Annotated in this window: 20 protein-coding genes; 9 read left to right on the top strand and 11 right to left on the bottom strand. The window is 71.1% G+C overall.

Annotated elements, in window-relative coordinates:
- Nucleotide 1 precedes the first annotated feature (1 nt).
- The gene (gene recX, locus OG959_RS07905; RefSeq protein ID WP_326657484.1) at nucleotides 2–769 is read left to right on the top strand and encodes a recombination regulator RecX; all 768 of its coding nucleotides are present in this window, start codon (nucleotides 2–4) and stop codon (nucleotides 767–769) included.
- Between the two features lie 198 nt (nucleotides 770–967).
- Here the strand turns inward: recX and OG959_RS07900 are convergent, their stop codons facing one another.
- On the bottom strand, nucleotides 968–1609 hold the full coding sequence (locus OG959_RS07900; RefSeq protein ID WP_326657483.1) for a DUF6197 family protein: 642 nt from the start codon (nucleotides 1607–1609) through the stop codon (nucleotides 968–970).
- Nucleotides 1610–2050: 441 nt separating this feature from the next.
- On the opposite strand from OG959_RS07900, the gene OG959_RS07895 reads away from it, so the two are divergent.
- The gene (locus tag OG959_RS07895; RefSeq protein ID WP_326657482.1) at nucleotides 2051–2749 is read left to right on the top strand and encodes an ArsR/SmtB family transcription factor; all 699 of its coding nucleotides are present in this window, start codon (nucleotides 2051–2053) and stop codon (nucleotides 2747–2749) included.
- Nucleotides 2746–5346 carry an FtsX-like permease family protein gene (locus tag OG959_RS07890; protein WP_326657481.1) on the top strand — a complete coding sequence of 867 codons (2601 nt, stop codon included), beginning with the start codon at nucleotides 2746–2748 and terminating at the stop codon, nucleotides 5344–5346. Before OG959_RS07895 ends, OG959_RS07890 begins: the two co-directional genes overlap by 4 nt.
- Before the next feature lie 67 nt (nucleotides 5347–5413).
- Here the strand turns inward: OG959_RS07890 and OG959_RS07885 are convergent, their stop codons facing one another.
- The 8 genes from OG959_RS07885 to OG959_RS07850 form a co-directional block, all read right to left on the bottom strand.
- A complete protein-coding gene (locus OG959_RS07885; RefSeq protein ID WP_326657480.1) occupies nucleotides 5414–5821 on the bottom strand; it encodes a rhodanese-like domain-containing protein in 408 nt (135 codons plus the stop codon).
- Complete coding sequence (locus OG959_RS07880) at nucleotides 5818–6330, bottom strand: cysteine dioxygenase (RefSeq protein ID WP_326657479.1); 513 nt, start codon at nucleotides 6328–6330, stop codon at nucleotides 5818–5820. The genes OG959_RS07885 and OG959_RS07880 overlap by 4 nt, the downstream gene beginning before the upstream one ends.
- A gap of 99 nt (nucleotides 6331–6429) precedes the next feature.
- The gene (locus tag OG959_RS07875) at nucleotides 6430–6516 is read right to left on the bottom strand and encodes a putative leader peptide (protein ID WP_311307652.1); all 87 of its coding nucleotides are present in this window, start codon (nucleotides 6514–6516) and stop codon (nucleotides 6430–6432) included.
- Nucleotides 6517–6548: 32 nt separating this feature from the next.
- The gene (locus tag OG959_RS07870) at nucleotides 6549–8162 is read right to left on the bottom strand and encodes an FAD-dependent monooxygenase (protein ID WP_326657478.1); all 1614 of its coding nucleotides are present in this window, start codon (nucleotides 8160–8162) and stop codon (nucleotides 6549–6551) included.
- Nucleotides 8163–8401: 239 nt separating this feature from the next.
- Entirely contained in the window at nucleotides 8402–9313 is a 912-nt protein-coding gene (locus tag OG959_RS07865) for an amino acid ABC transporter permease (protein WP_326657477.1), read from the bottom strand.
- On the bottom strand, nucleotides 9310–9975 hold the full coding sequence (locus OG959_RS07860; protein ID WP_326657476.1) for an amino acid ABC transporter permease: 666 nt from the start codon (nucleotides 9973–9975) through the stop codon (nucleotides 9310–9312). Before OG959_RS07860 ends, OG959_RS07865 begins: the two co-directional genes overlap by 4 nt.
- A gap of 74 nt (nucleotides 9976–10049) precedes the next feature.
- Nucleotides 10050–10892: a glutamate ABC transporter substrate-binding protein gene (locus OG959_RS07855; protein ID WP_326657474.1), complete on the bottom strand. Its 843-nt coding sequence runs from the start codon at nucleotides 10890–10892 to the stop codon at nucleotides 10050–10052.
- Between the two features lie 69 nt (nucleotides 10893–10961).
- Nucleotides 10962–11750 carry an amino acid ABC transporter ATP-binding protein gene (locus OG959_RS07850; protein ID WP_326657473.1) on the bottom strand — a complete coding sequence of 263 codons (789 nt, stop codon included), beginning with the start codon at nucleotides 11748–11750 and terminating at the stop codon, nucleotides 10962–10964.
- A 319-nt stretch (nucleotides 11751–12069) separates the two neighbouring features.
- Between OG959_RS07850 and OG959_RS07845 the strand changes: the two genes are divergently transcribed.
- Nucleotides 12070–12762: a response regulator transcription factor gene (locus OG959_RS07845; RefSeq protein ID WP_326657471.1), complete on the top strand. Its 693-nt coding sequence runs from the start codon at nucleotides 12070–12072 to the stop codon at nucleotides 12760–12762.
- A 16-nt stretch (nucleotides 12763–12778) separates the two neighbouring features.
- The gene (locus tag OG959_RS07840) at nucleotides 12779–14173 is read left to right on the top strand and encodes a sensor histidine kinase (RefSeq protein WP_326657470.1); all 1395 of its coding nucleotides are present in this window, start codon (nucleotides 12779–12781) and stop codon (nucleotides 14171–14173) included.
- 25 nt (nucleotides 14174–14198) lie between these two features.
- Here the strand turns inward: OG959_RS07840 and OG959_RS07835 are convergent, their stop codons facing one another.
- A complete protein-coding gene (locus OG959_RS07835; RefSeq protein ID WP_326657468.1) occupies nucleotides 14199–15197 on the bottom strand; it encodes a TAXI family TRAP transporter solute-binding subunit in 999 nt (332 codons plus the stop codon).
- A gap of 135 nt (nucleotides 15198–15332) precedes the next feature.
- On the opposite strand from OG959_RS07835, the gene miaB reads away from it, so the two are divergent.
- Nucleotides 15333–16853: a tRNA (N6-isopentenyl adenosine(37)-C2)-methylthiotransferase MiaB gene (gene miaB / locus OG959_RS07830; RefSeq protein ID WP_326657467.1), complete on the top strand. Its 1521-nt coding sequence runs from the start codon at nucleotides 15333–15335 to the stop codon at nucleotides 16851–16853.
- A 96-nt stretch (nucleotides 16854–16949) separates the two neighbouring features.
- On the top strand, nucleotides 16950–17669 hold the full coding sequence (locus tag OG959_RS07825) for a class III extradiol dioxygenase subunit B-like domain-containing protein (RefSeq protein WP_326657466.1): 720 nt from the start codon (nucleotides 16950–16952) through the stop codon (nucleotides 17667–17669).
- Nucleotides 17670–17750: 81 nt separating this feature from the next.
- Here OG959_RS07825 and OG959_RS07820 read toward each other — a convergent pair whose 3' ends face one another.
- Entirely contained in the window at nucleotides 17751–18011 is a 261-nt protein-coding gene (locus tag OG959_RS07820) for an antitoxin (RefSeq protein ID WP_326657465.1), read from the bottom strand.
- A 238-nt stretch (nucleotides 18012–18249) separates the two neighbouring features.
- On the opposite strand from OG959_RS07820, the gene miaA reads away from it, so the two are divergent.
- Together miaA and OG959_RS07810 are read left to right on the top strand one after the other, a co-directional pair.
- Entirely contained in the window at nucleotides 18250–19188 is a 939-nt protein-coding gene (gene miaA, locus OG959_RS07815) for a tRNA (adenosine(37)-N6)-dimethylallyltransferase MiaA (protein WP_326657464.1), read from the top strand.
- 107 nt (nucleotides 19189–19295) lie between these two features.
- Complete coding sequence (locus OG959_RS07810; RefSeq protein WP_326657463.1) at nucleotides 19296–19736, top strand: hypothetical protein; 441 nt, start codon at nucleotides 19296–19298, stop codon at nucleotides 19734–19736.
- The last annotated feature ends 42 nt before the right edge of the window (nucleotides 19737–19778 follow it).

Genomic DNA, 19778 nt, shown 5'->3' with positions numbered 1-19778 from the left:
CGTGACGCGTCGTACGGAGTGGCCGGGCAGCGCCGCCGATTCCGGCGCGGGCCCCGGTCCCGAATTCGCCGCCGGGCAAGAATTCGACGCCGGGCAAACCGACGGATCCGACCACGAGTCCGATGTCTCCCACGGGCCGGCCGTCAGAGCCGGCCGTGGGAGAAACGCGGGCTCGGGCGCCGGATTCGGCGAGGGGGCGGGGCGCCGTTCCCGCTCCCGTTCCAGGGACGGCGGTTCCCCCTCCTCGTCGAGGGCCGAGAAGGGGGAACCGCTGGACCCGGTCGAGCAGGCGCGCAATATCTGCCTGCGCCTGCTCACCGGGACCCCGCGCACGCGCAAGCAACTCGCGGACGCCCTGCGCAAGCGGGAGATCCCGGACGAGGCGGCCGAAGAGGTGCTGTCGCGCTTCGAGGACGTCGGGCTGATCGATGATGCCGCGTTCGCCGGCGCCTGGGTGGAATCCCGGCACCACGGACGCGGCCTGGCCCGCCGCGCGCTCGTCCGTGAGCTGCGGACCAAGGGTGTGGACTCCGCCGTGATCGACGAGGCCGTCGGACAGCTCGACTCCGAGCAGGAGGAGGAGACGGCGCGGGAGCTCGTTGCGCGCAAGCTCCGGTCGACCCGGGGCCTGGAGCGCGACAAGCGGCTTCGCCGCCTTGCGGGCATGCTCGCCCGCAAGGGGTACGGGGAGGGCATGGCCCTGCGCGTGGTGCGCCGGGCCCTGGAGGAAGAGGGCGAGGACACGGAAGGGCTGGACGAACCCTTCTGAACGGCAACGGCAACGGCATCGGCGGCGTCAACGGCAACGGCAACGGCAACGGCAACGGCGGCGTCAACGGCATCGGCATCGGCATCGGCATCGGCGGCGCCAACGGCAACAGAGCTGTCCGCGGCGGTGGCATCGGCGCCAACGGCAAGAGCAGCACCAGGAACCCGTTGATCCTGTGGGCCATCGTCTCCAGTGCTGTTACTGCCCGGCGCGGGCCGCGCGGCTGATGGTGGCGTCGATCAGGGCGAGGGCGTCCGCGGCGGTGCGCCCCGGGTAGCGGTTCCAGGGCCCGATCAGGCCGGTCCACCCCTGGGTGCGGAGCTCGGAGATGAGCCAGGCGCCGGCCCGGTCGACGGTGTGCGCCGACCCGTAGCCCAGCCGGTGCGCCGTGAGCATGGCGCCGCAGACGCATCGGGCGCCCCGGGCGTTGCGGAGCCGGTACGGGGTGTTCTGCCAGCCCCATTCGGTCAGGATCTGACGGGCATGGGCGAGATGGACGGAGGGCCGCACCTCCGGCTGTCCGATGCGCCGCCAGGCGTGGAGCCGGTCGGGCAGCACCGCACCGAGGCGCCCGGGGAGGGGTCGCTCGCGCGGCAGGGACGAGGGCAGTGCGCGCACCGTATCGGCGATGAGCTGGTCCACCGGTACGGACAGCAGATCGCGCCAGTCGCCCGACGGCGCGGGACGGTTCTGCTCGGTAGCGGGTGAGACGGGTCCCGGAGGTTCGGGGACGGTGAGGTCCCAGCCCCTGACGATCTGCTGCCAGGCCTCCGTGTCATGGAGGCGAGCGGCCTGGGCGTCGAGTTCGTCGGGCGTGAGGGCGGTGGCGGTGGTCGGCATGGGTGCGGGCTCCCCGTCGTAGCGGTGGTGAAGCGATGCCGTGACGGCGTGATGGCGATGCCGTGGCGGACCTCGCCATTGAGGCGAATGTCCGTCCGGTCCGCGGTTCGCTCCACCGGAGCGAGGCCATACGGGTGTGTCGCCACGCATTTCGGGGATGGCGAGCGGCCGGCATGGCCCAGTCGGGGTGCGCCTGGGCACGGTGGGACGGGGGAGGCCTTGAACGGAGGAGTCCGGCACAAGGAAGCCCGGCAAGGAGGAAGCCCGGCACAAGGAAGCCCGGCAAGGAGGAAGCCCGGCAAGGAGGAAGCCCGGCAAGGAGGAAGCCCGGCAAGGAGGAAGCCCGGCAAGGAGGAAGCCCGGCACGGGGGAAAACCCCCCTGCGAAGACGCCGGAACGCTCCAGTGCACAGACATCTGTGCACAGAGCAGTGTGTGACGCATGCCAGAGAAGCCCGGCGGTACCGAGATCACCGAGCTGGCCGCCCTCAAGGCCCTCGCCCAACCGCGACGCCAGCAGATCCTTCAGCACCTCACCCTGTACGGCCCCGCGACATCGGCGATCCTCGCCCGCGCCCTGGGCCTGAACACCGGGGCCACCAGCTACCACCTGCGCGAGCTGGCCCGGTACGGCTTCGTCGCCGACACCGTGCCGCAGGCGCCGGGCGGGGGCCGGGCGCGATGGTGGCGGGCCGTGCCCGGTGACCGCCGCTTCCCGCCTCCGTCCCGCCGGACACCCGGGATGCGGCTCGTCATGGACGAGCTGAACCGTCACGCGTACGCCGCGGACCTCGCACTGTTCGAGCGGCTCCAGCGCCAGAGCGGGGCAGTCGGGGGCGGCGGGGCTGCCGGAGACGGCGCGGGGGCCGACGAGTGGGCCGACGCGCACGCGTACTCACGTGGCTCGCTGCGACTCACCCTCCCCGAGCTCCAGCAGTTCTTCGAGGAGTACATCGCCCTCATGAACCGCTACAAGCGCCCGGAAGCGGAGACGCCGCCGGGCGCCCGCACGGTCCACACCCGGCTGCTGGCCTTCCCGGGGCCGGGCGAAGACGCCCATGACCCTCATCACCCCTGCGACCCCCAAGACCTCCGTGGCGCCCGCACGGACGACAACGGAAGAGAGACGGACGCGTCATGATGCTGCGCTATGCCCTGCGAACGGTCCGCGACCGCAAAGAAGGATTCCTCGGCGCCCTGTTGGCCCTCATGTGCGCCGCCGCCCTCGTCACCGCCTGCGGCACTCTTCTGGAGACCGGCCTGCGCGGACGGATCGCCACCGAGCGCTACGCCGGGACCCCGGTCGTCGTCTCCGCCGACCAGAACGTCCACCGGACCACCGTCAAGCACAAGGGCAACGGGAAGACGAAGATCAAGCACAAGGCCAAGCCCGTCGCCGAGCGTGCCTGGCTGCCCGCCACCACCGTCGACCGGCTCCGCACCCTGGAGGGTGTACGAGCGGTCGTTCCCGAACTTACCTTCCTCGCCGAGCCGTTGTCGGTCCGGCCTGCGCGTGCGGGGAGCGGCAGGGGCGCCACGTCCTCCCTGCCTGCGCGTGCGGGAAGCGGCGACACGCCCTCGTACGGGCACTCCTGGGAGTCCGCCCCGCTCACCCCGTTCGCACTCACCGCCGGCCGCGCACCCGCCTCGTCCGGCGACGTGGTGATCGACCGGGGCCTCGCCGAACGGACCGGCCTGACCACCGGGGACCGGCTCACCGTGCAGTCCACGCAGGCTCCTCGCACGTACCGCGTCAGCGGCATCGCTGCCCCGCGCGGAACCGGCGAACTGCGGCAGCAGACCTCACTGTTCTTCTCCGGGGCGGAGGCCGAACGCCTCGCCGCCCGCCCGGGCCAGGTCTCCGCCGTGGGCGTGCTGCCCGCAGCCGGTACGGACACCGGCCGGCTGAAGCAGCGGGTCGAGCAGGCACTCAAGGGCACCGGCGCCCAGGTCTCGACGGGGGACGAACGCGGTCCGGTCGAGTTCCTGGATGCCGCAGGCGCGAGGGTCAAACTGGTCTCGATGGGCGGTGCCATGGGTGGAACCTCGCTGTTGGTCGCGGTACTCGTGGTCGTCGGGACCTTCGCGCTCTCCATCCAGCAACGCCACCGTGAACTCGCGCTGCTGCGTACGATCGCCGCCACGTCGCGGCAGATCCGCCGCCTGCTCGGCCGGGAGGCGCTGCTGGTGGGTGCCGTCGCCGGAGTGATGGGGGCCCTTGCCGGACTGCCGCTGGCCGCCTGGCTGCACAGTCGATTCATCGACATGGGCGTGGTCCCGGCGACGCTGGAGCGGACAGCCGGAATCCTTCCCGCCTGTGCCGCGCTCGCCGTCACCCTCCTCGGCGCCTGGGCCGCCGCCCGTATCTCCGGCCGTCGTATCGCCCGCCTCCGCCCCGCCGAGGCCATGGCCGAGTCCGCGGTCGAGCGCCGCCGCCCGGCCCGGGGCCGGATCGCCGCGGGTCTGGTCCTGCTCGTCGGCGGCGGGGTGCTCGTCGCGGTGCTGAGCATCCTGCACACCGAAGCCGCCTCGACCCCGGTCACCTTCCTGGCCGTGGTGGTGCTGGCCACGGCGGTGTCGCTGCTCGGCCCGCTCCTGGTCCGGGCGGCGGCGTTCCTCCTGTCGGGCGTGAACCGGGTGGCCGGACACGTCGGCATCCTGGCCACGGCGAACGTGCGCGGGAACTCCACCCGGATGGCCTCCGTCGTCACCCCCCTCACCCTGCTCATCGGCATGACCTGCACGGTTCTCTTCGTCCAGCCGACCCTCGGCGACGCCGCCCTGGCCCAGGCCCGTGAGGGCACCCGCGCCACTTGGGTGCTGGGCGCGCAGGGCCCCGGAGTGCCGTCGGAAGCCGCCGAGGCCGTGCGCGGGACGCGTGGAGTCACCGCCGTCACGGAGGTGGTCCGCACCACCGTCCGGGTCGGCCTCGCCAAGTACCAGGCCCAGGGAGTCACCGCGGCGGGTCTCGCCCGCACCTGGGACCTCGGCGTGACGAGCGGTTCGATCACCGCGTTCAGCGCGGACTCCCGCTCCGCAGCCATCAGTGAACTGGCCGCCGATCAACTGGGTCTGCGCCCCGGCAGCGAACTGAAGCTGCACCTGGGCGACGGCACCCCCGCCACCCTCAGGGTCGCGGCCGTCTACCGCCGCGGGCTGGGCTTCGGCGACCTGACGCTGCCGCACGACCTGCTCGCCCGGCACATGGACAATCCCCTCGCCGCGACCGTTCTGGTCGCAGGGGATGCGAGCCGTAGCGAACTGACGGCCGCTCTGGGGAGGTTCCCGGGTGTCGCCGTCGTCGCCCCCGAGACCGCCGACCGGCTCCAGGCGGACCGTCAGCAGGAGAACGCCGAGGTCAACCTGCTGGCCATGGGACTCGTCCTGGCCTTCACTGCCATCGCCGTCGTCAACACGCTCGCCATGTCGGTCTCCGAGCGGCTCAAGGAGTTCGCGCTCCTGAGACTGGCCGGGGCGACCCGCCGCCAGGTGCTGCGGATGCTGCGTATCGAGACGCTTTCGGTCCTGGCCGTCGCCACAGCCCTCGGCACCGGTATCGCGCTCGCCGTACTGACCGCCTTCAGTATCGGCATGACGGGCGGTGCGGCGCCCACCGTGGTGCCGCTGGTGTACGCGACGGTGGTGGGCGCCGCAGCCGTGCTCGCCCTGATCGCCACGGCGTTGCCCGGCAGGCTGACGCTGAAGGCCCGCCCGGTGGAGGCCGTCACGAGCCGGTGACCGACGACTTTTGAGTCGGCGGGAGCCGCGGTCTCCTACGGGGCTTCCGGTTCGGCGGGGCTTCCGGTCACGCCTCGACCGGGAGCCCCGCCGCGCGCCAGGCCTGGAAGCCGCCGACCAGGTCCGTCGCGCGGTACAGCCCCAGCCGGTGCAGCGATTCGGCGGCGAGGCTCGACGCGTACCCCTCGTTGCAGATCACCACCACACGCAGACCGTGGCTCACGGCCTCGGCCGCGCGATGGCTTCCCTGCGGGTCCAGCCGCCATTCCAGTTCGTTGCGTTCGACGACCAGGGCCCCTGGGATCAGCCCGTCCCGCGCCCGCAGCTCCGCGTAGCGGATGTCCACGAGCAGCGCGCCGTCCTCGGCGGCCGTCTTCGCCTCCTGCGGTCCGAGCCGCTCGTATCCGGCCCGCACCCGCTCCAGGAGCTGATCGATGCCGAGCGGGGCGTCGCCGTCGTGCTGTTCGTCGCTCACTGCCAGTCCTCCGGGCGTTCGGTCTGCTCAAGACGGAGCACCGCGCCGGTGCGGCTGTAGCGCCGGATCTGCGGCAGCGGCGGGTAGTACGCGTGGACGGAGACGGCGTGCTCCGTGGCGGACTCGTTCAGCACCTCGTGGACGTGGTGCCGGCCGAACGCCTTGCCCTGACCCGCAGTCAACTGCCTCGACCGGTCGATGTCCTCGGCCAGTTCCAGGGTCTTCCAGCCGTCGGTGGGCAGCCGCGCCGCGAGCGAGTGCTCCTTCAGCGTGCCGGCTGCGGTGAGGAAGGCACCGATCGAGTCGGCGTGGTCGTGCCAGCCGGTGCCGGTGCCGGGCGGCCAGCCGATCAGCCAGGCCTCGCTGCCACCGGGCCCGTCGAGCCGGATCCAGGTGCGGCCCTCGGGATCGAGGGGGAGCGAGGCGATGAGCGCGGTGTCGGCGGCGGTACGGCGGACGAAGTCGAGCAGTTCCGCGGCGGTCGGGCCGGAGGACGTGCGCACGGGCACGACAGGGGAGGGAGAGGCAGACACAGGGACCGTCCTGAGAGTTCGCGTGGATGCTCCTGCCGCACGTCACCGCGCGCGGCAGGAGCAGGAGAAGGCGATTCAGCAGGACGGGCGACACACGCAGCCCGCATAGCGGAGCAGGTCCATATGGACCCTCCGCCACAGGCGCACATCGGTGTCGGTCATGTTCCGGAGTAGACCATGTGCGCCTGCGTCGGTCAATTGACGTCTGCGGTCCGGTCGGAGCGTACGGAGGCGAGGGCCGCGCCGCCGCGCGCCGCGTCCGCCGCCGCGAGGAGCTCCTCCGGCCGGACACCGCCGAACGACTCCACGAGATGGCCGTCCGGCCTGATGAGCAGCACGGTGTGCGCGGAGGCCCCCGGGTAACTCTCGGCGACCAGCAGCTCGGCCTTCACCGGGAGGCCGTCGACCGTCTCGACGAGCCGGGGCATGACCCCGGCCCGCATCCAGTGCCGCCGGTCCCAGACCCCGGTGCCCGGTGCGACGAGCAGCACGAGCAGATGCCCCTGCCCCAGCCGCTCCCGGAGCCGAACGGGCGTTCCGTCCGGCGCGGTGACCCGCACATCGGCGACCGGCGCACCGGGGGGCGTACCCACCGAGGTGTGCGCCTCGGCGCGTGGGGGCGCAAGGGGGGAGTGGGAGTAGGACGGGGGCGCACCGAGTGGCCCGCACCCCAGATGTCCGTCGGTGAGCAGCGAGTCGTGCCCCCGTGCGCTCCCCGGGACCAGGGTCCGCAGACCCCCGCCGCCCCGCAGTATCGGCAGCGACTGGTCGGCGGCGCGCAGCCGCGAGGCGACCGCGGCCCGCCGCTCCGCCTGGTAGCTGTCGAGCAGGACGTCACTGGCGCCGTGATGCCAGGCCAGTGCCAGCTTCCACGCCAGGTTCTCGGCGTCCCGCAGCCCCTCGTCGAGTCCCTGGGTGCCGAGGGCACCCAGCAGATGCGCGGCGTCCCCGGCCAGGAACGCCCGCTTCACCCGCCACCGCCGGGCGAGCCGGTGATGGAGCGTGTAGACCCCGGTGTCCAGCAGCTCGTACGGAGGTGTCTCGCCGCACCAGCCCTCCAGGGTGTCCCGGACCCGGGTGACCAGGGCGTCCGGCGTGACGAGCTCACCGCGCGGCGGCAGCAGCCAGTCCAGCCGCCAGACCCCGTCCGGCAGCGGCCGCGCGGTGACCTCGGCCCCGCCGGTGCGCCAGGGCGGCAACCGGTGCAGTACCGCTTCGCCGGGCCAGGGCAGCTCGGTGCGCAGCGCCGCGACGGCATGCCGCTCCACCGCCGTACGCCCGGGGAACCGGATGTCGAGGAGCTTGCGGACGGTGGACCGGGCCCCGTCGCAGCCGACCAGATAACTCCCTCGCCACCAGGTCGAACCGGGCTCCCTGGTGTGCACCGTGACGCCGTCGGCGTCCTGCTCCAGCGTGTCGACCCGGCTGAGCCGCGCCGTCTGCACGAGCTCCTGCGCGGCGACCGCGTCCCGCAGCCCCCGCACCAGCGCGTGCTGCGGGACATGGACGGGGGCGGCAGGCAGCTCGCCGACCGGTGCGCCCTCGCCGAGCGGCAGCTTCCGTACGAGCTGCCTGCGCCGCACGGACCGCCAGCCGGTCCAGCGAAGGCCCTCGTCCTGGAGCGTCTTGCATCCCAGCCGTTCCACCAGGCCGGCGGTGTCCTCACGCAGCACGACCGTCCGGGCCGGACGTGTCTCGTCCTTGCCCGGGTCCTCGTCGAGGAGCACGCAGGGCACACCCTGCGCCGCGAGGGCGAGCGACAGCACCAGGCCTACCGGCCCGGCACCGACGACGATCACCGGGTCCACGGCGCGGCCCCCGGAACACCTGTGGTCGGACGCGGGGAGGCGCACGGAAGGAGGGAGGAGGCCGGGACGGCTCCTGAGGCGGAGGGCGGCGTCGAAGGAGATGCGGCGGCGGAGGCTCGGGGCGCGATCACAGAACGTATGCAACCTACTGGGGGTGCGTGCGTCAAGTGACACCGGGACGCGGCGAGGGGCGGTGGCAGATGTGCCACCGCCCCTCGTGGGCATTCGCCGACGTACCGTCAGACGGCGCGTTCTCCATCGATTTTGAGCGACGGCGCATCGATCGTCTCCAGGTCGCCCCCGGGGCCGGTGCCCACGATGGCGCCCGTGCTCTTCTTCGCGCGCCGGAGCCGCTGCTCCAGCCAGCTCGCGAACGAGGTGAGGGCGAAGTTCACCGCGAGGTAGATCACGGCGATGATCGTGAAGCACGCGATGGTGTTCGCGCCGTAGTTGGCGGCCATCGGCCGGACCGAGGCCAGCAGCTCCGGGAAGCTGAGCACCGCGCCACCGAGGGCGGTGTCCTTCACGATCACCACGATCTGGCTGACGATCGCGGGCAGCATGGCGGTCACCGCCTGAGGGAGCAGCACGAAGACCATCGTCTGGCCCTTGCGCATGCCGATCGCCTTGGCCGCGTCCGTCTGCCCCGAGGGGAGCGTCAGGATGCCGGCCCGAACGATCTCGGCGAGCACCGAGGCGTTGTAGAGCACCAGTCCCGTGATCACGGCGTACAACAGGCGGGTGTCCGGGGCGAGCTCGGTGTACTCGAAGTACGCCTGGTTCGCGATGAGCATCAGGATCAGTACCGGAATGGCGCGGAAGAACTCCACGACCACGCCCGACGGCCCCCGCACCCACCGGTGGTCCGAAAGCCGTCCGATCCCGAACAGCGCGCCCAGCGGCAGCGCGATGATCAGCGCGAAGAACGCCGCCTTGAGCGTGTTCTGGAGCCCGGGCCAGATGTACGTCTCCCACGGCTGGGAGCTGGTGAAGAAGGGCTTCCACTTGATCCAGTCGAGCTGGTGCTTGGAGGCGAGACCGTCGTACACCCACCACACCACGGCTGCCGCGGCCAGCACGAACAGGACGGTGTAGAGGACGTTCCGACGCTTGGCGCGCGGCCCCTGGGCGTCGTAGAGGACCGAGGTCATCGCTTCACCGCCACCTTCTTGCTCACCCAGCCGAGGATGAGGCCGGTCGGGAGGGTCAGAACGATGAAGCCGAAGGCGAAGACAGCCGAGATCAGAAGCAGCTGCGCTTCGTTCTCGATCATCTTCTTCATCAGGTAGGAGGCCTCCGCCACCCCGATCGCGGAAGCGACGGTGGTGTTCTTCGTCAGCGCGATCAGCACGTTGGAGAGCGGATTGACGACCGAGCGGAAGGCCTGCGGAAGGATGATCAGCCGCAGTACCTGGGTGAAGCTCAGGCCGAGTGCGCGCGCCGCCTCTGCCTGACCGACCGGCACCGTGTTGATGCCGGACCGCAGGGCTTCGCACACGAAGGCGGCGGTGTAGGCGCTCAGAGCGAGTACCGCGAGCCGGAAGTTGATACCCGTGAACCCGTCGGCGCCGAGCTTGACGCCGAGTGTGGAGAACAGGCCCAGCGACGCGAAGAGAATGATCACGGTCAACGGAATGTTCCGGACCACGTTCACATAGCCGGTCGAGAAACCGCGCATCAGGGGGACCGGGCTGACCTTCATGCCGGCCAGCAGCGTTCCCCATATGAGGGAGCCGAGGGCGGAGTACACGGTGAGCTGCACCGTTACCCAGAACGCCCCAAGCAGGTCGTAACCATCAAGAAAGTCGAACACGATCTCCCGCGCTTCCGCGTGTAGGAGGGCACGGCGCGCCGCCCTCAGTGGCGGCGCGCCCGGTCAGCCCTGCTTCACTTGACGACGTTGCCGATCTTCGGGGCGGGCTCGTTCTTGTAGTTCGCCGGGCCGAAGTTGTCCTTCACGGCCTTGTCCCACGAACCGTCCGAGACCATCTTGGTCAGCGCATCGTTGATCTTCTTCTTGAGGTCGGCGTCGCCCTTCTTCAGGCCGATGCCGTAGTTCTCGTTGGTCATCTTGAAGCCGGCCAGCTTGAACTTGCCCTTGTTGGTGTCCTGCGAGGCATAGCCGGCCAGGATGCTGTCATCCGTGGTCAGCGCGTCAACAGCCTCGTTCTCCAGGCCGGTCAGGCACTCCGAGTAGCCGCCGTACTCCTGGAGGTCCGCCTTCGGGGCCAGCTTGTCGTGGACGTTCTGCGCCGAGGTCGAGCCGGTGACCGAGCAGAGCTTCTTGTTGTTCAGGTCCTCGGGCGCCTTGATGGAGGTGTCGTCCGCGCGGACCAGGATGTCCTGGTGGGCGAGGAGGTACGGACCCGCGAAGTCGACCTTCTTCAGCCGCTCGTCGTTGATCGAGTAGGACGCGGCGATGAACTTCACGTCACCGCGCTCGATCGACGTCTCGCGGTCGGCGCTCTTCGTTTCCTTGAACTCGATGTTCGCGGCGTCGTAGCCCAGTTCCTTGGCGACGTACGTGGCGACGTCGACGTCGAAGCCGGTGTACTTGCCGTCCGGGGTCTTCAGACCGATACCCGGCTGGTCGATCTTGATGCCGATGGTGATCTTCTTGCCGCCGCCCGAACCGGACGCGTCGTCCTTGTCGTCGGAACCACAGGCGGTGGCGGTCAGGGCGAGGGCGAGCACGGCGGCCGAGGCGGCGGTGACCTTACGAAGCTGCATGGTGAAATTCCCTAGAGTTGACGCGATGTGAGTGATCGGCCGGTCCGGAGACCGGCGCCGAAGGCTCCATCAGTGGTGAAGGATCTTCGACAGGAAGTCCTTGGCCCGGTCACTGCGCGGGTTGCTGAAGAACTGGTCGGGCGTGGCCTCTTCGACGATCTTTCCGTCCGCCATGAAGACGACCCGGTTCGCCGCGGAGCGGGCGAAGCCCATCTCGTGGGTGACGACGACCATGGTCATGCCGTCGCGGGCGAGCTGCTGCATGACCTCCAGCACCTCGTTGATCATCTCCGGGTCGAGCGCGGAGGTCGGCTCGTCGAAGAGCATGACCTTCGGGTCCATCGCCAACGCCCGCGCGATCGCCACACGTTGCTGCTGGCCACCGGAGAGCTGGGAGGGGTACTTGTCGGCCTGGGTTCCGACGCCCACCCGGTCGAGCAGTGAACGCGCCTTGTCCTCGGCAGCCTTCTTGTCCGTCTTACGGACCTTGAGCTGGCCGAGCGTCACGTTCTCGAGCACCGTCTTGTGCGCGAAGAGATTGAACGACTGGAAGACCATGCCGACGTCGGCACGCAGCCTCGCCAGCTCCTTGCCCTCCGCGGGCAACGGCTTTCCGTCGATCGAGATCGCGCCCGAGTCGATCGTCTCCAAGCGGTTGATCGTGCGGCACAGCGTGGACTTCCCGGACCCGGAGGGCCCGATGACGACCACGACCTCGCCACGGGCGATCGTCAGGTCGATGTCCTGGAGCACATGCAGCGCGCCGAAGTGCTTGTTGACGTTGCTCAGCACAACCAGGTCGTCGCCGGGCGCGGGTGCAGCGTCCTCGGCGCCCTTGGTCACTGAAACTCCGCTCATCGGCTTCTTGCTCCGTCCTCCTCGGTTGGGAAGGACCTTAGTGACGCAGTGCTACCAGCGTCATTACATCTGAGCGGAAATTGAGCATAACGATCCGGCCGCAACCGGACACTCCGTGTGAACGGGGCGCCTTTCAGTGCCGCGGGGCGTACCGGGTGCATAACGGAAACCTGGATGCAACAGGCGGGCACTTGACTGGCCCCCCGTCATCGGAGTGGATGCTCTGGTACACCCTGACGTGAAACGCCCCGGTACGGGGAAGTAACGGGAGGGGTACGCGACCGTACCGACACCACGCATGGGAAAAAAGGGGGGGGCCATGAGACTGCTGCTCGTCGAGGACGACAACCACGTCGCCGCCGCCCTGTCCGCGATCCTCGCCCGGCACGGCTTCCAGGTCGTCCACGCCCGCAGCGGCGAGGAGGCCCTCCAGGCACTGCTGCCCACCGAGACCGAACCCTTCGGTGTCGTGCTCCTCGACCTCGGCCTGCCCGACCAGGACGGCTACGAGGTGTGCGGGAAGATCCGCAAGCGCAGCTCCGTACCCGTGATCATGGTGACCGCGCGGGCCGACGTCCGCTCACGGATCCACGGGCTCAACCTCGGCGCCGACGACTACGTGACCAAGCCGTACGACACCGGTGAGCTCCTCGCCCGTATCCACGCCGTCAGCCGGCGCAAGACGGGCCCCGAGGACACCGCGCCCACGCCCGCCGCCGCGCTGCGCCTGGGGCATGTGCACATCGAGCTGCCGACCCGCCGCGTCAGCGTCGACGGGAGCGAGGTCCAGCTCACCCGCAAGGAGTTCGACCTGCTCGCGCTGCTCGCCCAGCGGCCCGGCGTGGTGTTCCGCCGGGAACAGATCATCAGCGAGGTGTGGCGTACGAGCTGGGAGGGCACGGGCCGCACCCTGGAGGTGCATGTCGCCTCCCTGCGCTCGAAGCTGCGGCTGCCCGCCCTGATCGAGACCGTGCGCGGGGTCGGCTACCGCCTCGTCGCGCCGGCCGCGTAGAGGGCGCTCGTTCCCGTTGCGTACCCGGCTGCTTCCGCTGCTCATCGTCCTCATGGCGGGCGTCCTGCTCGCCCTCGGCTTCCCGCTGGCCGTCAGCGTGGCGGCGGCCCGGCAACAGGGCGTCGTGATCGACCGCATCGACGACACGGCACGCTTCGCCGCACTCGCCCAGTTCATCACCGAACGCACCAGCGGCTACGACGAGCGGCGCCGCACGCTCCAGGGCGAGCTGGAGACGTACGACTCCGTGTACGGCATCAGGGCCGGTGTCTTCTACCGCGACGACACCGCCATGGCCAAGGCGCCGGCTTCCTGGCGGCTGCCCGACGAGGGTGAGGGCCGTGAGGCGTTCAAGGAGGCGCTGCTCGGCCGTCGCAGCCACGACCCGCCCCAGGTCTGGCCCTGGCAGGACGGCCGGGTGGTCGTCGCCTCGCCCGTCGTGCGGGACGGCGATGTGATCGCCGTCGTCGTCATCGACTCGCCCACCGACCAGATGCGCGCCGCCACACTCCGCGGCTGGCTGGTGATCGCCGCGGGGGAGGTCATCGCGATGCTGGTGGCCGTCGGCGCCGCGAACCGGCTCACCGGCTGGGTGCTGCTCCCCGTGCGGACGTTGGACGCCGCCGCCCACGACATCGCCATCGGGCGCATGCGGTCCCGGGTGGCGGCCTCCGGCGGACCCCCGGAACTCAGGCGCCTGGCCCGTTCGTTCAACGAGATGGCCGACAACGTCGAGGACGTGCTGGAGCAGCAGCGCGCCTTCGTGGCCGACGCCTCGCACCAGTTGCGCAATCCCTTGGCCGCTCTGCTGCTGCGGATCGAGCTGCTCGCTCTCGAACTCCCCGAGGGCAACGAGGAGATCGCCTCGGTGCGTACGGAGGGCAAGCGCCTCGGCCAGGTTCTCGACGACCTGCTCGACCTGGCGCTGGCCGAGCACGCCGACGCAGATCTTCAGCTCACGGACATCGGCGCCCTCAGCGCCGAACGGATCGCCTCCTGGCGGCCGGTGGCCGAGGAGAGGGGCGTACGGCTGCGGGCGGACGGCATGGGGGCCGTCACCGCCTGGGCGGACCCCATCGCCCTGTCCAGCGCACTCGACGCGATCATCGACAACGCCCTCAAGTTCACCCCGCGGGACGAGGAGGTCCGGGTCACCGTCGCCTCCGACAGCGCGTGTGTCACCGTCGTCGTCGCGGACGGCGGACCGGGGCTGACCGAGCAGGAGATGGAGCGCGTGGGCGACCGGTTCTGGCGCAGTTCCCAGCATCAGAACGTACGAGGTTCGGGGCTCGGCCTCTCCATTTCCAAGGCGCTCCTCGCCGCGAGCGACGGCTCGCTGTCCTGTGCGCGGAACGAACCGCACGGGCTGCGGGTGACGGTCTCGGTCCCGCGGAACGACCCGCAGGGCTGAGAGGCCGGGCCGGCGGCGCCCGGCCTCAGGGCTTGACCGATCGGTAGTAGCGCTTGGCCCCTTCGTGCAGCGGCAGCGGATCCGTGTAGATCGCCGTCCGCAGGTCCACCAGCTGCGCGGCGTGCACCTCACGGCCGATCCGGTCCCTGCTGTCGATCACGGTGCGGGTGAACGCCTCCGTCATCGCGGCGCTGGTGCGGTCCGTGGTCACCAGCACATTGGCTACCGCCACCGTGGGAACGGCCTGTCCCTGCTGGGCGTCGCGGTAGGCGTCGGCCGGCATCACGGCCGAGCGGTAGAAGCGGGTGGACCCGCCGGCCGCCTGGAGCTGCCTGATGAGCGGGTCCTCCAGCGGAACCAGGCGGATCGAGAACCGGGCGGAGAGATCCGCGACCGCGGTGGTCGGCAGTCCGCCGGACCAGAAGAACGCGTCCAGCCGCCCGTCCTCCAGCAGCTTCGGCATCGTGTCGATGCCCGCGGGCACGGCCGTCACGTCGGCGACGGGATCCAGGCCCGCAGCCGTCATCAGCCGGTCGGCGACCAACCGCACACCCGAGCCCGGCTGTCCGACCGCGACCGTCTTGCCCCGCAGATCCGCCACCTTGCGGATGTCCGAGCCCCGCTCCACGACCAGCTGTATGTAGTCGTCGTACAGGCGGACACAGCCGCGCAGCCGGTCGGCACCCGGCTTGCGGTCCCGGAGGTAGGTGGCGACGGCGTCGGTGGTCGCGATGGTGAAGTCGGCCTTGCCCGTCGCCACCCGGGCGATGTTCTGCTGCGAGCCCTCGCTGGTCTGGAGCCGTATCGACACCTCGGGAAGGTCCTTGGCGAGTGCGCCCTCCAGCCGCTCGCCGTAGCGCTGGTAGACGCCGCTGCGCACCCCGGTGCTGAACGTCAGCGTCCCGTTCGGCGCCGGATCCCCGAGGGGGAGCAGCCACCAGAGCAGCAGTCCGAGCACGACGGCGGCGGCGGCGCCCGCCCGCAGCGAGCGACGCCGGCCGATTCGGGACAAAGCCGGGAGCATGGCGGCGATCCTGCCAGGTGGTTCCCGGCCCTGGCCAGGGGTGCCGTCGGATCTCACAGCCCGCTGCGGCGGCCGATCCGCGGTCCGCACACTGCCCGCGGCGGGAGGCGTCCGTGCAGCGCCTACCCTTGTGGCATGAGCAGCGGCAACCGGAGCGAAGCAGTGGACGTCAGAAAAAGCTACGAGGTGCGCACCTACGGGTGCCAGATGAACGTCCACGACTCCGAGCGGCTGTCGGGACTCCTGGAGGACGCCGGCTACGTACGGGCGCCCGAAGGATCCGACGGTGACGCCGACGTCGTCGTCTTCAACACCTGCGCGGTGCGGGAGAACGCCGACAACAAGCTCTACGGCAACCTCGGCCGGCTCGCCCCGATGAAGACGAAGCGCCCCGGGATGCAGATCGCGGTCGGCGGCTGCCTCGCGCAGAAGGACCGCGACACCATCGTCCGGCGGGCGCCCTGGGTCGACGTGGTCTTCGGTACGCACAACATCGGCAAACTGCCCGTGCTGCTGGAGCGCGCCCGGATCCAGGAGGAGGCGCAGATCGAGATCGCCGAGTCCCTGGAGGCGTTCCCCTCGACGCTTCCCACCCGCCGCGAGTCCGCGTACGCCGCGTGGGTCTCGATCTCCGTCGGCTGCAACAACACCTGCACCTTCTGCATCGTCCCGGCGCTGCGCGGCAAGGAGAAGGACCGCCGGACCGGCGACATCCTGGCCGAGATCGAGGCCCTGGTCGCCGAAGGCGTCTCCGAGATCACCCTGCTCGGCCAGAACGTCAACGCGTACGGCTCCGACATCGGTGACCGGGAGGCCTTCTCCAAGCTGCTGCGCGCCTGCGGGCGGATCGAGGGCCTGGAGCGGGTCCGCTTCACCTCGCCGCACCCGCGCGACTTCACCGACGACGTGATCGCGGCCATGGCCGAGACACCGAACGTGATGCCGCAGCTGCACATGCCCATGCAGTCGGGCTCGGACACGATCCTGAAGGCGATGCGGCGCTCGTACCGGCAGGAACGCTTCCTCGGCATCATCGACAAGGTGCGGGCCGCGATGCCGGACGCCGCGATCTCCACCGACATCATCGTCGGATTCCCCGGGGAGACCGAGGAGGACTTCGAGCAGACCATGCACGCGGTCCGCGAGGCACGCTTCGCCAACGCCTTCACCTTCCAGTACTCCAAGCGCCCCGGAACCCCCGCTGCCGACATGGAGGGGCAGATCCCCAAGGAGGTCGTCCAGGAGCGGTACATGCGCCTGTCCGCCCTCCAGGAGGAGATCTCCTGGTCGGAGAACAAGAAGCAGGTCGGCCGCACCCTGGACGTCATGGTCGCGGAGGGCGAGGGCCGTAAGGACGGCGCGACCCACCGCCTGTCCGGCCGCGCCCCCGACAACCGCCTGGTCCACTTCACCAAGCCGGACCAGGAGGTCCGGCCCGGCGACGTGGTGACCGTCGAGATCAGCTACGCCGCCCCGCACCACCTGCTGGCCGAGGGCGCGCCCCTCGGGGTCCGGCGGACCCGCTCGGGGGACGCCTGGGAGAAGCGCACCGCCGCCGCGGCCGCCAAGCCCGCCGGCGTCATGCTGGGCCTGCCCGGGATCGGCGCCCCGGCGCCGCTGCCCGCCGCCTCGGCACCGGGCTGCGGCTGCGACTGACGGCACGGTACGGACCTGCCGGCGCTGCGGACGGGGCTGCCGCTTCGGCGCGCTCCCCGCGCGGTATGCCCGCGGCGGGCCAGTACGCTGCCCCTCATGCTTGTCGCCGCCGCTGTCTGCCCCTGCCCGCCGCTGCTGGTCCCCGAGGTCGCCGCCGGTGCCGCGCCCGAGCTCGATGGAGCGAGGACCGCGTGCACCGACGCCCTGGGGGTGCTCGCGGCCTCCCGGCCCGATCTGCTGATCGTGATCGGGCCGGCGGACCTCGCGGGCCGCGGCCCGCACCCCGAAGGGGCCACGGGCGGCTTCCAGGAGTTCGGAGTGGACCTCGACGTACGGCTGGGGCGAGCCGTTGGCACGGCCACGGCCGCCGAGCGCCCTCTCGCGCCGTCGCTCGCGGTCGGCGCGTGGCTCCTGTCCGGGACCGGATGGGCGGGCACTCCGGTCGAGGCGCTCGGTGTCGGGGAGCCGCTGGAGACCGCCCGTTGCACCGAGACGGGGCGCTCCCTGGCCGCTCGCGCGGACCGGGTCGCGCTGCTGGTGATGGGCGACGGCAGCGCCTGCCGCACCGTGAAGTCGCCCGGCTACCTGGACGAGCGCGCCGCCGGGTTCGACGCGGAGGCCTCGCGGGCGCTGGGGGCGGCGGACACGGCTGCGCTGATCGCGCTGGACGAGGCGCTGGCGTACGAGCTCAAGGCCGCGGGCCGCGCGCCCTGGCAGGTGCTCGCGGGGGCGGCCGAGGGGGCCGGGCTGGACGGGCGGCTGCTCTACGACGACGCGCCGTACGGCGTGGGCTACATGGTCGCGGCCTGGGCCTGACGTTCTCTCTGAGCCAGGACAGCACGAGGGCCGCGGAGCGACATCGCTCCGCGGCCCTCGTGCTGTCCTGGCTGCCCGGTGTCAGGAAGCCGGCGGCGGGGTGCTGCCCGGGGTGGGCGGCGTACCGCCCCCGTCCTTCTGGGCCAGCTTGTCCACCGCTCCCTTGGCCTTCTGCGTACCCGACACGATCTTGTCGCTGTACTTGCCCTTGGTCTTCGCGTCCACTGTGCGCGCGGCCTTGTCGAGCCCCTGGTCGATCTTGTCCCCGTGCTGCTGCGCGAGGTCGCTCACCTTGTCCTTCGCCGGGCTCAGCTTCGCCTTCAAATTGTCCATGAAGCCCATCGGACACCTTCTCTGCTGGGGGCTGCGTGCGCGTGCTCTCTCCGGTCCCGATACCCGCCGCGCCGCCCCGTACTCTCCCGGCCGCGGTATCGGCGGCCCCGGGGGACAAACGGTAGAACCATGAGAAACCACCCATATGGAGACACCATTTTACTCGGCGGTGCGTAACGACGCGCATACCCCACGGTCTGTTCATCGCCCATTCGGGAACGGCCCCGGGGTTTGCGAGACTGTGGCAGTGAGAAGTCCAGCTCCCGCACCGCGGGTCATCGCCGTCGTCGGTCCCACCGCAGCCGGAAAGTCCGACCTGGGGGTGTTCCTCGCTCAGCAGCTCGGGGGCGAAGTGGTCAATGCCGACTCCATGCAGCTCTACCGGGGGATGGACATCGGCACCGCCAAGCTGACACCCGCCGAGCGCGGCGCCGTGCCCCACCGGCTGCTCGACATCTGGGACGTCACCGAGACGGCAAGCGTGGCGGAGTACCAGCGCCTGGCCCGCGCCGAGATCGACCGGCTGCTCGCCGAGGGCCGCACGCCCGTCCTGGTCGGCGGCTCCGGTCTGTACGTGAAGGGCGCGATCGACGCCCTGGAGTTCCCCGGTACGGATCCCGGCGTCCGCGCCGCCCTGGAGGCGGAGCTGGCCGAGCACGGCTCGGGCGCGCTGCACGAGCGGCTGGCCGAGGCCGACCCGGAGGCGGGCCGCGCCATCCTGCCGAGCAACGGCCGGCGCATCGTGCGGGCCCTGGAGGTCATCGAGATCACCGGCAAGCCGTTCACCGCCAACCTCCCCGGTAACGATGCGGTCTACGACGCCGTCCAGATCGGCGTCGACGTGGCCCGCCCCGAACTCGACGAGCGCATCGCCGTACGCGTCGACAGGATGTGGGAGGCCGGGCTCGTGGACGAGGTACGCGACCTGGAGGCGCGGGGGCTGCGCGAGGGACGCACCGCCTCCCGGGCGCTCGGCTACCAGCAGGTGCTCACCGCCCTGGCCGGGGAATGCACGGAGGACGAGGCGCGCACCGAGACCGTGCGCGCCACCAAACGCTTCGCGCGCCGCCAGGACTCCTGGTTCCGCCGGGACCCGCGTGTCCAGTGGCTGAACGGTGCCGCGGAGCACCGGGGGGAACTCCCGGGCCGGGCGCTGGCGTTGGTCGAACGAGCGGTTACAGCCTGATCACGTGATGGCATCGGGAAGCTCTGCCCGTCATTTCGGCGACCTGCGGCGTGCCATCATCGAGCATCGATCGACCAGTGGAGTCCGAGTTGGGAGGGCGCGTGGCGATGGAGGCCGGCCCTCGCGACACAGAACAAGACGCACCGGACACGCAGCACGAGGCAGGACGTCTGAGCCCCGACGGGCCCGATGAGCTCGCGGTGACCCCCGAGGTCGAGGTGGAGCTGCGCCCCGCCCGGCGGATGCGTATCTGGCAGCTCGCGCCGATCGTCATGCTGGCCGCGCTGGGATCGCTGATGTTCGCCTTCCCGCTCGCCTTCGAGGTGGGTGACGGCGGCCCTGTGGTCGCCATGCTGGGGCTGCTGATCAGCTGCTGCGCCGCGGGCTGGGGCATGATGGCCGCCCGCCGCGTCGGGCACACCTGGCCCGGACTGCCGTCCAGGGGTTCCGGGGAGCGGGCCGACTGGCGGGTGATCGCGCTGTACGTGGCGGTGTGCGCCGTACTGGTCGCGCTGGCCGTCTGGCGCGTCGCCCGGCTTCGGGGCTGAGGGGGCGGACCCGGCGCCGCTGCCGTCCGGCGGGCCGGTTCG

Origin of the sequence: Streptomyces sp. NBC_00385 (assembly GCF_035917155.1) — a bacterium.
In the GTDB taxonomy this organism is placed as follows: domain Bacteria; phylum Actinomycetota; class Actinomycetes; order Streptomycetales; family Streptomycetaceae; genus Streptomyces; species Streptomyces poriferorum.
The sequence above is the reverse complement of the archived record's forward strand: the minus strand, read 5'-3'. Positions and strand labels throughout refer to the sequence as shown.

What these genes read in the sequence shown, in the direction of transcription:
- OG959_RS07900 (WP_326657483.1), bottom strand. Translation starts at nt 1,609, where the DNA reads ATGCCGACCACCGCCACCGCCCTCACGCCCGACGAACTCGACGCCCAG.
- OG959_RS07850 (WP_326657473.1), bottom strand. Translation starts at nt 11,750, where the DNA reads ATGAGCGGAGTTTCAGTGACCAAGGGCGCCGAGGACGCTGCACCCGCG.
- OG959_RS07875 (WP_311307652.1), bottom strand. Translation starts at nt 6,516, where the DNA reads ATGACCGACACCGATGTGCGCCTGTGGCGGAGGGTCCATATGGACCTG.
- OG959_RS07855 (WP_326657474.1), bottom strand. Translation starts at nt 10,892, where the DNA reads ATGCAGCTTCGTAAGGTCACCGCCGCCTCGGCCGCCGTGCTCGCCCTC.
- OG959_RS07845 (WP_326657471.1), top strand. Translation starts at nt 12,070, where the DNA reads ATGAGACTGCTGCTCGTCGAGGACGACAACCACGTCGCCGCCGCCCTG.
- OG959_RS07825 (WP_326657466.1), top strand. Translation starts at nt 16,950, where the DNA reads ATGCTTGTCGCCGCCGCTGTCTGCCCCTGCCCGCCGCTGCTGGTCCCC.
- miaB (WP_326657467.1), top strand. Translation starts at nt 15,333, where the DNA reads ATGAGCAGCGGCAACCGGAGCGAAGCAGTGGACGTCAGAAAAAGCTAC.
- OG959_RS07890 (WP_326657481.1), top strand. Translation starts at nt 2,746, where the DNA reads ATGATGCTGCGCTATGCCCTGCGAACGGTCCGCGACCGCAAAGAAGGA.
- OG959_RS07895 (WP_326657482.1), top strand. Translation starts at nt 2,051, where the DNA reads ATGCCAGAGAAGCCCGGCGGTACCGAGATCACCGAGCTGGCCGCCCTC.
- OG959_RS07810 (WP_326657463.1), top strand. Translation starts at nt 19,296, where the DNA reads ATGGAGGCCGGCCCTCGCGACACAGAACAAGACGCACCGGACACGCAG.
- OG959_RS07820 (WP_326657465.1), bottom strand. Translation starts at nt 18,011, where the DNA reads ATGGGCTTCATGGACAATTTGAAGGCGAAGCTGAGCCCGGCGAAGGAC.
- OG959_RS07865 (WP_326657477.1), bottom strand. Translation starts at nt 9,313, where the DNA reads ATGACCTCGGTCCTCTACGACGCCCAGGGGCCGCGCGCCAAGCGTCGG.
- OG959_RS07835 (WP_326657468.1), bottom strand. Translation starts at nt 15,197, where the DNA reads ATGCTCCCGGCTTTGTCCCGAATCGGCCGGCGTCGCTCGCTGCGGGCG.